General features: G+C 64.4%; 13 protein-coding genes and 1 pseudogene. 3 read left to right on the top strand and 11 right to left on the bottom strand.

Annotated elements, in window-relative coordinates; genetic code table 11:
- Positions 1-220: 220 nt before the first annotated feature.
- The 9 genes and pseudogenes from ACNQR1_RS00165 to ACNQR1_RS00125 all read right to left on the bottom strand — a co-directional run bounded on the left by ACNQR1_RS00165 (position 221) and on the right by ACNQR1_RS00125 (position 8027).
- The gene (locus tag ACNQR1_RS00165; RefSeq protein ID WP_047041163.1) at positions 221-946 is read right to left on the bottom strand and encodes a hypothetical protein; all 726 of its coding nucleotides are present in this window, start codon (positions 944-946) and stop codon (positions 221-223) included.
- An 18-nt stretch (positions 947-964) separates the two neighbouring features.
- Complete coding sequence (locus tag ACNQR1_RS00160) at positions 965-1837, bottom strand: ParA family protein (RefSeq protein ID WP_224863914.1); 873 nt, start codon at positions 1835-1837, stop codon at positions 965-967.
- Between the two features lie 818 nt (positions 1838-2655).
- Positions 2656-2958: a hypothetical protein gene (locus tag ACNQR1_RS00155; protein WP_224865614.1), complete on the bottom strand. Its 303-nt coding sequence runs from the start codon at positions 2956-2958 to the stop codon at positions 2656-2658.
- A 111-nt stretch (positions 2959-3069) separates the two neighbouring features.
- On the bottom strand, positions 3070-3348 hold the full coding sequence (locus ACNQR1_RS00150) for an immunity 63 family protein (RefSeq protein WP_224863913.1): 279 nt from the start codon (positions 3346-3348) through the stop codon (positions 3070-3072).
- A gap of 404 nt (positions 3349-3752) precedes the next feature.
- A pseudogene (locus ACNQR1_RS00145) lies at positions 3753-4532 on the bottom strand (transposase); the annotation flags it as partial.
- Between the two features lie 928 nt (positions 4533-5460).
- Positions 5461-5826 carry a hypothetical protein gene (locus tag ACNQR1_RS00140; protein ID WP_234713725.1) on the bottom strand — a complete coding sequence of 122 codons (366 nt, stop codon included), beginning with the start codon at positions 5824-5826 and terminating at the stop codon, positions 5461-5463.
- A gap of 352 nt (positions 5827-6178) precedes the next feature.
- Entirely contained in the window at positions 6179-6703 is a 525-nt protein-coding gene (locus tag ACNQR1_RS00135; RefSeq protein WP_043416444.1) for a hypothetical protein, read from the bottom strand.
- Between the two features lie 107 nt (positions 6704-6810).
- Entirely contained in the window at positions 6811-7224 is a 414-nt protein-coding gene (locus ACNQR1_RS00130) for a hypothetical protein (protein ID WP_043416443.1), read from the bottom strand.
- Positions 7221-8027, bottom strand: coding sequence for a ParA family protein (locus tag ACNQR1_RS00125; protein WP_047041181.1), 807 nt, complete (start codon positions 8025-8027; stop codon positions 7221-7223). Before ACNQR1_RS00125 ends, ACNQR1_RS00130 begins: the two co-directional genes overlap by 4 nt.
- A 350-nt stretch (positions 8028-8377) precedes the next feature.
- Between ACNQR1_RS00125 and ACNQR1_RS00120 the strand changes: the two genes are divergently transcribed.
- Positions 8378-9781: an IS1380 family transposase gene (locus tag ACNQR1_RS00120; protein WP_025997282.1), complete on the top strand. Its 1404-nt coding sequence runs from the start codon at positions 8378-8380 to the stop codon at positions 9779-9781.
- Positions 9782-9895: 114 nt separating this feature from the next.
- On the opposite strand, the gene ACNQR1_RS00115 is transcribed toward ACNQR1_RS00120, so the two are convergent.
- Together ACNQR1_RS00115 and ACNQR1_RS00110 are read right to left on the bottom strand one after the other, a co-directional pair.
- Positions 9896-10735, bottom strand: coding sequence for a DUF5677 domain-containing protein (locus tag ACNQR1_RS00115; RefSeq protein ID WP_047041003.1), 840 nt, complete (start codon positions 10733-10735; stop codon positions 9896-9898).
- Positions 10732-11304 carry a recombinase family protein gene (locus tag ACNQR1_RS00110; RefSeq protein WP_043416436.1) on the bottom strand — a complete coding sequence of 191 codons (573 nt, stop codon included), beginning with the start codon at positions 11302-11304 and terminating at the stop codon, positions 10732-10734. The genes ACNQR1_RS00115 and ACNQR1_RS00110 overlap by 4 nt, the downstream gene beginning before the upstream one ends.
- Positions 11305-11629: 325 nt before the next feature.
- Here ACNQR1_RS00110 and ACNQR1_RS00105 point away from each other — a divergent pair, with 325 nt between their 5' ends.
- Together ACNQR1_RS00105 and ACNQR1_RS00100 are read left to right on the top strand one after the other, a co-directional pair.
- On the top strand, positions 11630-12424 hold the full coding sequence (locus ACNQR1_RS00105) for a cupin domain-containing protein (RefSeq protein ID WP_157894412.1): 795 nt from the start codon (positions 11630-11632) through the stop codon (positions 12422-12424).
- Positions 12425-12512: 88 nt separating this feature from the next.
- Positions 12513-12920: a transposase gene (locus tag ACNQR1_RS00100; protein WP_236737452.1), complete on the top strand. Its 408-nt coding sequence runs from the start codon at positions 12513-12515 to the stop codon at positions 12918-12920.
- The last annotated feature ends 271 nt before the right edge of the window (positions 12921-13191 follow it).

The following is a 13191-nucleotide window of genomic DNA, read 5'->3' as shown; positions in this document are numbered from 1 at the left end:
AGCTGTCGGAGCGGGGCTAGCGGGTGCTGCGGTGTCGGAGCCGCGGCTCAGTAGGACAGCTGCGATTACCGAGGTGGCGATGATGATGGCCGCGACGATGATGGCGACCGGAAGCCAGCGCCGCGACGGCTTGGCAGTCGGATAGTAGGGTGGCCACTGGGGTGGTGTCATAGGTAATATCACTACCTCTGTCAGGGGTGATGTTGCGCGTGGGGTTGCGCTAGCGGCTGCGCGTGCTCGGATAGCTGGCGTCTAGGGCGGCAGTGACGATTTCCGAACGCGTCGACTTTGGCCGCCCGGGGTGGCCCGCCAAGATGATGCTGTTCACCCAGTCCACAATGCGGCGCAGCGCTTCAACCTCACCCGCAATGGGCCGCATGTACACCGGCACAACAGGTTCCGCCTTCTGGACAGGTGCGCGCCTGACGAAAAAGCCAGGGGGCTGCGTGGCGTTCTCTTCGGGTCGGCGGGCAAGCACGAGTTCGGGGAGATCCGCGAGGTGGCTGCTCACTGCTTCCATGATGAGCTCGGTCTGTGGTGCCGACCCTGGCTGGTCGGCGACGGCCTTGAATCGCGCTGCCACGGAGTTGGCGACGCTGACCCGCGTCGGTGAGGCGACATGCATTAGCGGGTCGGTCCAATCAATCTCCAGCGCGGGCAGATCCCGCCGGGAGGGCGAGTGATCCACGTCGGCTGTCACCTCGGTCTCGGTCTCGGTGACGGCGGGCGCAGGCGCCGGCGCAGCCCGCGGCGGCGTCGCGCTGACAGTTACTGCCGGCTCCTCGGCGGGGGCCGGAGCAGCGGTCGACGAGCTGGGGAGCCTGTCATCTGCTGGGCCCGCATCAGCACTGACCGGGGCGGCCGGCTTCGGGTGACGGGGAGGGGGCGCTTGGCGCCCTGCCCGCTCTGCTTTGCGGTTGCGCAGGGATGCGATTCCGTCGGACATGGGTGTTCCTCTCCCCCGTTACTGTTGAGCCTTGAGCGCGAGGTCAAGGACGCTGCGCGCCACCTCGTGCATTTCTTCAACGAAACCAGCTGCCCGAGCGGGTATTTCGCCGGAACGACCAGGGGCGCATACCGCCATCGTGAGCTTGCGCCGCTTGAGGAAGGTGTGGCTGGAAACCACGGGGCCAACCGGGATGTCGAAGGTGTCGCTCAGCTTCTCCAGCTGGCGAAGTTCGGCTTCTGGGGCTGCTTCCACGCGGTTGATGACAAACAGCAGTGGATAGCCTCCCTGCAATTCCTTGGCCATGCTCTCGGTCGCCTTCAGCGCCCGGGTCTCAAGGTTGACCGGGACCACGATGACGTGTGCGGCCGCGACCGCCCCCATCGTGGAGCTCACTCCGCCCGGGTGTGTGTCGACCACCAGCGGTCGGCCTAGCGACTGCGACCACTTCTCCAGTGTCGAGGCCATCTGGTCAGCCGGTGGCTGGTGGATGGCGAAGTCGGGATGCGACGGAATGAGGTCAGCGCGCACTCCCCCGCCCGAGAGAGGGCGTGGCACGCGGCCAGCCTCCAGCGCGTCAAGAAGAGGTGCGGTGGTTCTTGTCTCATGGCGGTACCCCCACGCGCGGGTGGCCCCTCCCTCGTCCCAGTCCAAGTCGACGAGGACTCCGCCGAGCAGGAACGCCAACTCCTTGGCGAGTTCGGTCTTGCCCACTCCCCCCTTCCACGCCGCAACCGTGACGATTAGGCGGGGCAGGAGTTCCATCAGCGCCGGCGACGAGGCGACACCGAGCCGCTCTAGCGCGATGCCGGGCTGCTGCGCCTCAGCGCCGCCTGCCCGCCGCTTGCCGCTGACATTGCGTGTCGCAACACCTGCAGTGCTGTCTGGCATATCGCGCACCCCTTCTGTGCGTGTGTGCACCGCTGACAAGGTGCATATGTGCTGCGTTCGATATTAGTCGACCACGCTGTGTGTGCGTGCACAACTTGTATCGCGGCGCGCCGCACAGCCGATAGCACCCTGACTATTACCTGCCTGCGTGTCAGCATGTACCAGAGCCACTATCACAGCCAATAGCGCAAGACCGTGCCGCGTGCAATGTAATCCTTGATATTGGACGTGATGTTGTCGGCAGTGTTGTGCGCAATGTTGCAGGTGACATTAGCCCTGCTCGGAGGTGCAACATTACAAACTGCGGCCTGTAGTCGCTGCTGACCAACGGTAGCCGCTCGCAGCGCCAGGCATATGGCGGACGTGTCGAAAGCGCGTCAGCGGGCCCTACGCGGCGTTTTCCCAGGTGATCTTCAACCCCCACCGCCCGAGGCCGGGGGGCTCCGAAGGGGCCGGCGAACCACGTGATGCAGACCCAAGCATGCGCACATATGTTCGAGCACGCACCTAGAATGTGGAGCTGTGACGAGGCTACGGCGGACCCGGCGCGGGTATGCGGAACCCGGCCCGCCGCAGCATTGTCCTGGGGGGCATCCGCTCCGTGGGCCGCAGCTGGTGCTTGTAGGGACGCAGCAGTGCTCAACGTGCGCCAACCGGGGGATGGGCCCGCACCGCTCGTATACGTGTAGGAACTTGCGACAGGACGGTCTACGACCCGCCGGCCACCTCGGAGTGTGCCTTCATCGCTATGGATGGCCGCGAAGTTCCGAAGCGCTGAACAGGACCGGGCGCCGCCACAACGAGTCAGCGTGCACGGCTCACCGGCGCGAGCGGTGCACGGTGTAGTTCGTCCACGCAGGGAACTCGCACATGATGATCGGGTCGCGGCCGGCGCGCGTGCAGAGCACTTGGAGAACCCCGTCGCGGACGACCGCGGCGACGTCGGCGTCGGCGGGCAGGTAGCGGGTCGCTGAGACGATGGTGGTGTCATCGTCGGCCACGTCGACCTCGACACTGCCGGCTCCCGCGATCTGGCACTCGCGGTAGTAGTCGACGCTCATCTCCATCAAGCGGCTGGGGGCGACATCAAAAACGAGAATCTTCGGGCTGCGAATCTTCATGGTCACGTCGGGTTTCCTTCCCTCTGATGCACGACTTTCGTGCTGAGGGAACCCTAGAAAACGACAGTGCAGCGATTGAGTCGTCGCGGCCCTCACCTGCGCATTTAGTGGTTAGCTCGCGCGTCGGGTGGGTTTGGAGTTGTGCAGGAGAGCGTCAATCGTGGCCTGCGTCTTCGAGCCCCATCGCGGGTCGAGCGCACTGACGAAGGCGGCCCACAATGGCAGGGCCACGGTCGCTTTGAGCGTGTCGGCGCCGGTGCCGCGCGCGGCGGGGGAGCGGTAGGCAAAACTCCAGGCGACCGCGCGAGCCGCGTCGTCGACGATCCAGTACACCAGCTCGTCGGCGTCGACAGTTTGACGCGTGCCTGGCTGACCGGTCAGTACATCCATGCACCGATAGTGGAGAGAGTTCTCCGCGTCGAGGGTATAGGCGGCGCCGGGGGCATCGACTGCGGGAAATGCTTGGAACTGTGGCCGGGGGAGGGTCCGCCTTGCCGCAATCCTGGCGACCGCGCTCAGTTGCGCCAAGGCGTGCTCAATGCGGTGTTCTAGGCCCTCGTGGGGTGGCGGGCCGCCGACAGTGCGGATGCCTGGTTCGAGGTCCTCCAGGTCGGGCCATGAAGGTAGGGGTGTGGGGGAGTGCTGTGCGGAGTGGTTTAGCCTCGATCCACTGATGAATTGGGGTAGGTGTGCCTCGCTGGGCTGTTGAGGGCTGGTCCTGGTCGCGGGCAGGGGGTATCTGCTGGTCTGTCCAGCTGTTCCTGTGCGCTCCGGTCGGGCCTTTCGGCATATGGTCAGGTGGTGGCGATTTCTGGTGGGCTGTAGCCGATGGTGTTGCGCCACAACGTGAGCCAGTGCTCTGTCCAGGGCCAGTGCGCTGGTAGGTGCAGGATAGGTTGGCGTTGCGGACGGGCCAGGCGGGCCGGGATAGTGATTATCTTGCGGCGCAGTGTCGCCCCGCGGGCGACCGCGTGGGCACCTCCGGCCAGGACGCCGACGGCGCGCAGCAGGTTGTGGGCGATCGCGGCGCACAGGATCCAGGCCGAGTTCGCGCCGAACCGCCCCGAGGGCATGTGCGCCAAAGGTCCGTCGATGAGGTCGGCGAACACGGTTTCGATGATGGCGTGGCGGCGATGAGTGATGTCAGCGGCGTCGACGGGTTCGTCGGAATTGGTGAAGAACGGGTGGTACCGCCACACCGGAAACAGCGCATCGAGGAACCGCGCGTCTTTGACCCGGCGCACGACCAACCGGGCGGTCACCGGAGTCTTGGTGGAACCGAAGGCTGTGTAGGTGGTTTCGGCGACTTCGGCATCGGAGATCCAGGCGCCGGTGTCGGGGTCACGCACAGCACCGGGATAGTTCACCGGGGTCCACGCGGTCTCGGGAATTGCGTCAATGGCGGCGGCAACTGCGGCGGTCTTGGTCAGCACCAGCGAGAACCGGACACCTGCTCGGTGGCAGGCGGTGACCACGGTGCTATTGCCGTAGGCCGAATCGCCACGCACCAGGATCTGCCCGGTGACCCCGGCAGCACGGGCGGTAGCGGCCGCTTGAGCGATCATGCCACGGCCGGGCTTGCCGGTGTGTGTTGTCGGAAATTCTGTGGGCGGGTGCGCTTGCGCGCCCGCTTGGTGAGTAACTCCCTACGGGAGAAAAAGAACCAACGCCGCCTGACGGCGGTAGGTGGAAATCATGCACAACTGGGCGCGTGACAGGACGGGGATCGCGGCGCGGCACCAGGTGGTACACCGAGGGTCGCCGGCCGATGCTGGGGGTGCCTGGTGAGCCGTGGCCACGTTGCGCCTCCACGGCCCACTGGGACACCCGTAGGACGCGCCAGGCAGCAGTCACCGTGCGTACGTCACAACCCACCCGGGACGCGATCGTCGCCCGTGTGACGGCGACGTGGCGGCCAGTAGCGTGATCGGCGTGCTCGGCCATCACCGCAGCGATCGACAACAGCGTGGCCGCGGTGATCGACACCCGTTCCTCGGCGCACAGCTGGCCCAAGGCCGCTGAGTGCGCCCAGTTGCGCAGACCGTCAAGCCAACCGGCGCGACTAGTCCACATCGGTGCACGCGGTGCGCACGCCCCGGCGCGCTGCACCCATTCGCGGCGTCGCTCGTTGGCCAGTGCGCGCACTACGTGCGGGCTGGGAGCGGTAGGAGCTACAGATGCGCCGAGCGACGTGGGCCACGCACGGCTCGCCCGACGTGATCGGGCAATGGAGAGGTCACGGTTTGCGCACCGATCGCGCGGCGAATCTGGTGCAGCTTCGAGGCGTGCGCTACCGTGAGAGCTGTCCGGCAAAGACAGTCCCTTCGGGGAGATGGGTGCGGACCCAGAACCGAGCTGCTAACTCGCTTCAAAACCTCGACAGGGCCTCGCTACGGCGAGGCCTTCGTCATGTCAGCGGGGTAGTCCGCACACCGGCTATTCAGATGTCACATTTGCCAAGGCCTTGTCGTCGCCAAAATTTGAGGCCTGGCGCTGGTGTCGTCACATCGCCAGCGGCAAGACCTCCTCGCCGTGGTCGAGGGTGCGGGCGTATTCGGGCAGCCCGACGTGTACGGAGAGGATGTCGGCAATGTGCGGCGGCACTTTGTGACCGGGTGCTTGTGCTGTGAGGCGTTCAGAAACCTCGCGATGCGGGCGGACCATGATTCGCCCGTAGACATCGCCACGAAGCGCCTGGAGCGCGCGCGGGACGGTTAGCGCTGAGGAGCTGGTGAGTTCGCGGACATGCTGAGGCAGCCCGGCATACAGGGCGAGTACGTCCGCGACATACTGCGTCGCCGAAGAGGAGCCCGCGGCGGCGGCTTTCTCGACGAGGCGCTGGGTGACGGCCGGATGGGTTTTGACCATGTGAGCTGCACGGTCACCTTTGCTTGGGCGAGCCATACTGCACACCCTCGCATCGAAACCCGTTTTGGAAACGCGCGACACGCCTAGGGTGCCCGGCCTGTTTCTAGAACAGCGTTGAACGGCACCGACTCGGGCCGGTTTGTTCGTTTCGGGTGGGCCAAAATGGCTGTTTTTGTGGCGACTGGTTCAAATTGCGCTTTGGGACGCGACTGCTTCAAAAGCGCTGATTGTTGTCAGACGGACGTTTGTGCCCGTATTATTCGTGGTGCCTGTTGCGTTGAGCTTCAGGAAGTAAGCCCGAGACCCGGCCGGACGACCGTGGCGCTCGGGCTTTGCGCTTTCTCGGGCCTGGTCAGACGTCGCGGATGGCCGTGACCGCTGGAGCGATCAGAGTGCGCCAGGGCCCGCCTTTCGCCCAGCACCAGGCGATCGCGTCAGGGACGGCGAGCAGGGCCTCGACGTGGGAGCGTTGGTGCTCGTAGCGCAAGGTGTCTCGACAGCCGGCGGCACGGGTGTATTCGATGAGTTTCTGGTTGTCGAACTTCACCATCGTTTCGTCCTCGTCGAGGATGATGTGCGCCTCGCCCAGCCCGGCGTGGTCGTCAACGAGGGCTTGTAGACATGCTGACCGTCGTTGGCGTTCGTTACGGTGTTGAGGACCGGCGCGGTAGACAGTGGCTTGCACGCCGGCATCGACGAAGGCCTGAGCGATGGTGCGTTTGCGGCCGTCTTTCTCATCCTTCATGTGCAGGTAGCGCTGCCCAGGCAGGAGTAGCCCACGCACCATCTGGCGCAGTCCAGTGAGATCCGTCGAGACGTGGACGCTGGCCACGAGCAGGTAGTCGCGCTGCTTGGTCTCATCGACGTAGATGTGCATGGGCAGAAACGGTAGTTACCTACCGTGCAGTCCCTAGGGGTGAACAGCTGCTACCAGCACGTTCACCGCAATTACGGGCTGATGAAGGGTCCTGACACCTCACCTGATCACGGCATGCGGTCGTTGTGGTCTGGCCTGGGGATGCCCGCACCGTCCAGGTAGGTGTTGATCGCATCGTCCACGGTGTCGGTGATGACGTATCCGCGCGCTTTGATCCATTCCAGTCGCGCCAACGTCCCTGAGTGCAGCTGCGTCGCGAACGGGTTCTTCGCCTTGCGTTGCCGGGGCTTCAACCGCACTGCCAGCTCTGCCGACTCCTGGTCCTGGTTCGGTGTCGGTGCCGCCGACGCGGGTCGGGGAGGCGGATTTTCATCGTCCGGTTGCGGCGATGTGGCCTCTGCTGCCGGTGCCGCAGGGGTTTGTTCGGGTTGGACCCGGGCGGCCTGTGCCCGGCGCTCTGCGCGAGACAAGGGCCTGGTGGAGCCCACCTCCAAGCCACTGGGTTTCGATGCGGCGTTCATGCTGCTTGCCGCCTCGCCACGATCCGTTCGGCGATTTCTCGGTATGCCACTGCTGCCGTACAGGTGGGGGCATGCACCTGGACCGGGATGCGCTTCCCCTTGGCCTCCACCACCCGCACGGTATGCGGGATTTCACCCAGGTACGCCCCGCCTGCGGACCACTCCCCCCAATCGGTGCGTAACTGCCTGCGCACGTCCTTGCTGGCCTTCGGGTTGCCGTCGAAGTCAGCTAGCAGCACGTAACGGATTTCCACGTCAGGGTTGAGCGTCTCTTGGACATCGAGAACGGCGTTGCCCAACTCGACCAGGCCGTCGATTTCGTCGGGGCCGGCCTTGAGGACCGCCAAGACGTAATCGGCAGCCGCCAGTGCCGCCGTCGTCAACTCCCCTAAGGCCGGCGGGCAGTCCATCAGCACGAAGTCATAGCCCTCGAGGTCGTCGAGCTGGCGGGCTAGCCGCAGCTGACCGCCTGAACCGAGCCCTGTGCGCTCCAGCTCCTTGAGCGCGAGATGGCCGGGCGCGACGTCGATGCCGAACTCGCTCGGCCTGATGACAGTTGGCAGCGGAACCCGCATTGCCCTGTCCGGGTGCAGCACCTCGTACATCGAGGCATCGTCGGCGCCGAGGTCGACGCCGAGGCCTTTGGTGCTGTGGGCCTGCTGATCCATGTCGATCAGGAGAACGCGGAACCCCATCGCGGCGAGGCTGGCACCCAGGTTGATCGTGGTTGTGGTCTTTCCCACGCCTCCCTTTTGCAGCGCCACTGCCACGATTTCACACTGCCCAGCGGCGGAAACATTCATGGCTGCGATCTTACTACTTACATGTCTACATGTGCACTTACATGTAAGGAAACATGTATGTAAGTTAACATGTATGTATTTACCCGGAGGTCCGCTCAAGGCGGCGTCAACTTAATCCGGCGTGCGCCAGGGCTACCCGCGGGCATGAAGACCGCCACGTAATCAGGTTGGAGGTGCGGGTGGAGATCACTGGCGCGCAGGTCGACGGGCAACCCGGCTTCTTCGCCTAAGCCTCGATCCACCGATGTATCGGCTGGTCGCAGGGTGTCGGAATGAGGAAAGTGCCCTTTGAACTGGGAAGATTGGTGTTCTCGACGCACTAATCAGTCCAGGTCAGAAAGGCACTTCCGGTGAAAGTGTCCCATAGTTTCGCTGTGTCGTCGGCGGTCTTCGATGATGACCATCTCGTGTCCTGTGCTGGATTGGTCCCGGTGATGACCCTGGCGGCCCAGACTGCCTTGCCGCAGCTATTACGTGACAAGGTGGTCATTGCCGAGCCGAGGATCAAGTCCGGGGCGGCCAACCCGGCACCGAAGCTGAGCACAGTCATCGCGGGCATGTGTGCCGGTGCGGACTGCATTGACGATCTCGACCTGGTGCGGGCAGGTGGGATGAAGACACTGTTCGGCGGCGTGTATGCACCCTCGACCATCGGAACTTTGTTGCGCGAGTTTACTTTCGGACACGCCCGCCAGCTCGAATCGGTTTTGCGCGAGCACCTGGCCGGACTCTGCGCGCGGGTCGATCTGTTGCCTGGCGCCGACGAGCGCGCGTTCCTCGACATCGACTCACTGCTGCGTCCGGTCTATGGCCACGCCAAACAAGGTGCTTCCTACGGACACACCAAAATCGCGGGCAAGCAGATCCTGCGCAAGGGCCTGTCGCCGTTGGTCACCACGATCAGCACCGCCACGAGTGCGCCGGTGATCACCGGCGCCCGGTTGCGAGCCGGGAAGGCCAACTCCGGCAAGGGTGCGGCCCGGATGATCGCCCAAGCCGTCGCCACCGCCCGCACCGCCGGGGTCACCGGCCAGATTGTGGTGCGCGGCGATTCGGCCTACGGCAACAGCACCGTGGCCACAGCCTGCCGCCGCGCCGGTGCCCAGTTCTCGTTGGTGCTGACCAAGACCCGCGCCGTCGCTGCAGCCATCGAGTCCATCGACGAGAGCGCCTGGATTGCAGTGGAATACCCCGGAGCGGTCCGTGATCCCGACACGGGAGCCTGGATCTCCGATGCCGAAGTCGCCGAGACCACCTACACCGCCTTCACCTCCACCGACAACCCGATGACCGCCCGGTTGATCGTGCGTCGGGTCAAAGATGCCCGCTTTCCTGATGCGCTGTTTCCGGTGTGGCGGTATCACCCGTTCTTCACCGACACCGACGAACCCACCGTTGCGGCCGACATCACCCACCGCCGCCACGCGATCATCGAAACCGTGTTCGCCGACCTGATCGATGGACCCCTGGCTCACATGCCTTCGGGACGTTTCGGAGCGAACTCGGCGTGGATCCTGTGCGCCGCTATTGCCCACAACCTGCTGCGCGCCGCCGGCGTCCTGGCCGGTGGAGCCCACGCAGTCGCCCGGGGCGCCACACTGCGCCGCAAGCTCATCACCGTCCCCGCACGCCTGGTCCGACCGCAACGCCGACCCCTTCTGCACCTACCGAGCCACTGGCCCTGGGCTGACCACTGGCTTACGCTGTGGCGCAACACCATCGGCCACAGCCCACCACTCACCGCCACCACCTGACCACCTGGCCGAATAGGCCCCTACCGGAGCGCACAGGGAAAAGCTGGGCAGACCAGCGGTTACGTCACGCTCACAAGCCCACCAAACGACAACCAGCCACGGCAGACACATCAATCACTCAAGTCCACGGATCGAGGCTAAGCGGAGCACCTCGGCTGCGTCCGGGTGCCCAGCTCTCGATACTTCGAGGACGTAGAGCGCCCACAAACTTGAAACAGCCATACCGCGAATCAGTTCCGGCGAATCCAATTCGGCCCCGAACGGTCTTATAGGGCCCACAACAACTTCCGGGGGAGGCGTGATGTCGAAGTGCGCCCGGACGAGTCCATACGTCGGATGGACTGCCTGCGATAGATCGCGGTAAATTCCATAGAGCAAGCGAGTGGATGAGAACCTCTCGCAAAGGTTGAAGACCGACCAGACCGAGACTGGTTTCTCGCCGAGGAACTCACTCAACTCTTCGGCCAGAGCGGCGGACTCGGCCAGGTTGGGTGTATCGGCGGCGGCCCGTACGACTGCGTCAATGAACTCACTCGACCGTCGGTGATCCTGTAGTGACATCTGTTGTGCGAGCAAGTCTTCCCCGTCCTTGGTCCATAAGACCCACTGCGCAGTCAGAGCGTGCTCGAACGCGATCCGAACACAAGACATGGCCACCCAGGGAGATGATGAATGCAGAGTTACCGCGGCCTCGACGTGGTTCAACGCATGAGCGGCCAGCGGAAAACAGACTCGAAACTTCCTGCTCAGCTCAGGGTTTAGTTCCGGTGTCGACGTCTGCTCCTGCCACGACGTGCGCCACCGATCAAGTGCCACGTTGACCACCGTCATCCAGCCGGTCTCCGTCTCGTCCACTCGATCGGCGTACTGAGATTCGAGCCTTGCCACCTTGTGCATCAGCTCGATGCGAGGATCGTCACCACCTGGTGCTGGGATACGCGGGATCTCGTTCACGTGGCCCGACTCCGGCTCAAATATCGGTACGCGGTCGCACGCCCGATGCCGAATGCAGCGGCGAGCTCGTCGACCGGTTCACCGGTGGCTGCCAGCCGGCATAGCTGTTCCTGGCGTGCGGCGCTGAGCTTCGGCGGTTTAGTGGCTGGCAGGCTGCGCGATCGGCGGGCTTCACGTGAGGCGGCGCGTCGTTCACGGCCGAGTTCAAGTTCCAGTTCAGCCAGGGTCGCCATGATGGCAGCGACGGCACGGCCGGTGGGAGTTGCGGTATCGATGCCCTCGCGGAGGGCGCGCAGCACGATTTCTCGCTTGTCGAGGTCGGCGATAGTGCGAGTGACTTCGGCAGCGGAGCGCCCGAGACGGTCAATAGCGGCCACCACAACGGTGTCTCCGCTTCGGGCGTAGTCGAGCAGCGCAGCGAGACCAGGACGGGCGGTGCCAACCGCTCCAGAGAGTTCGTCGGTGAAAACCCGTTCCGGGTCGACGCCGGCTGCTGCGAGGGCGTTGCGTTGAGCGGTGAGGTCCTGGCCGGTGGTGCTGATTCGGGCGTAGCCGAGAATGGCTGTCATTCGTTCACTGTCTCACCTGGCGGCGACAGGGAAGATGCGAGACACGCTGTGTGAGACGAGATATGAGACGGTTCCACCTGGGGCGATGCGACGGGGGAGTGGGCGCCTCAACCGTGTCTCGTTTCTTTAGAAGCGAGACGCGCTGGAACTGCACCCGGGGAAACCTCGATCTTCTTCGTGGTGGGGGCGCAGCAGCTACGGCCCCGCACCTTTGAACAGAGGTTTTGCGCACATCCGGCGGGGCACTCCCACACAATGTGGGCGCAATCCTGAACGCGTCTGGCGGCGCTATCGCATAGATTCAGCGATGGAGGGAGGCGACAAAGTGCCTGAGCGCGATGCGGCCACGTCTCCAGAAACTGCGACGTGGTCCACCCACGCGGTCGACGCTGACGCCGCCGTCGACTATTGGCGCTCGGTGCGACGCCAGGCTTACGTCGATGTTGCGCCGAGCCCCTATGATCGGAGTTTCTCCGGCGAGATTAGCTATGCCGACTACGGTGACTTTGCGCTGTCCGTCAAGCGGGCCAGCGGCGAGAAGGTCAGTCGAAGCAGCACTCTGATATCCCGGGGGGCCGAAGCGGAGTACCTATACGCGTTGTTTCAGAGCCGTGGCACGGGAGTCGTCACGCAGGCTGGCCACAGCGCGGAAGTCCGACCTGGCCGGGTGGTGATCTATGCCAGCGCGCGGCCGTTTTCGTTGGACTACCGCGATCCGTACGAGCAGGTCGTGGTTCATCTACCGGCCGAGCGTGCATTCGCTGACGCCGGCTTGCGGCCTAGTACTGATCTGCTCGCGGTGGAGATCCCCGTGGACGGGGCGCTCTCGTCAGTGTCCGCGTTCTTCCAAAGTTTGGCTGCTACGCAAACCACCGACCCGGAGGGAGCCGGCCTGCTGGCCCCGTACGGGGCGAACCTGGCCAGTTCCTTGCTCGCCTACGCAGCGAGAACTCGAGGTGTACAAGACCTTTCGCTCCTGCTGCAGCGCGAGCGGGCCCTTGCTTACCTGCGCCACCACCTCGGCTACCCAGACCTCGATGTGGACCGGATCGCCGTCGGCTGCCACGTGTGTCCCGCCGCACTCTGCACCGATTGTTCGAGGGCACCGGACAAACCGTGACCGCGCATCTGCGCACCATGCCGCCCAGACTCGCTCGCGGCCGTACCAGAAGAACGACCAGGCGCATGTGGAGTCGAAGAACCACCATGTGGTGCGCAAACACGCGTTCTACTGGCGCTACGACACCCCCGACGAGCTAGAGCTGCTCAACCGGCTGTGGAAGCTGGTGTCGCTGCGCCTGAACTTCTTCACCCCGACCAAAAAACCCGTTGGCTACACCACCACCGCAAACGGTCGCCGCAAGCGCATCTACGACAAGCCGGCCACCCCGTGGCAACGCCTGCAAGCATCAGGACTCCTTGAAGCACAACAACTCTCGAACGTTGCCGACCGAATCGAGGGCATCAACCCGGCCGATCTGACCCGGCAGATCAACACCATCCAAATGCAACTCCTGGATCTGGCCCAGGCCAAGACCGAGGCCCTCACCGCCGCCCGCCACCTCGACCTGGAAGCATTGCAACCGTCAATCAACCGATTGGCCACGGCGAAGTAACGCAAGCCCCCACGCGCTCATTATGCGTGAGGCACCAGCTCACCCTTCGCGCTCACAATTAGGTGAGGCACCTCGTAGCGCGACGTGCAGGACCGGCTCGATCCGTCGCCGTAACTTCGTCAGATCAGCACCACCGAGCGCAGCACCTCGCCGGGCGTGCATCTTGTGGAGGGGCCCGCAGCATCCTTCAAAAGGAATGCGCAGCCCGGCCATCCTCTGCGGGCCAAACTGGCACGGGACGTCAGGGTTGTGGCACGCATCGACAGTGGGA

Origin of the sequence: Mycobacterium sp. 48b (assembly GCF_048282725.1) — a bacterium.
GTDB lineage: Bacteria > Actinomycetota > Actinomycetes > Mycobacteriales > Mycobacteriaceae > Mycobacterium.
This window is presented reverse-complemented; position numbering and strand designations above follow the sequence as displayed.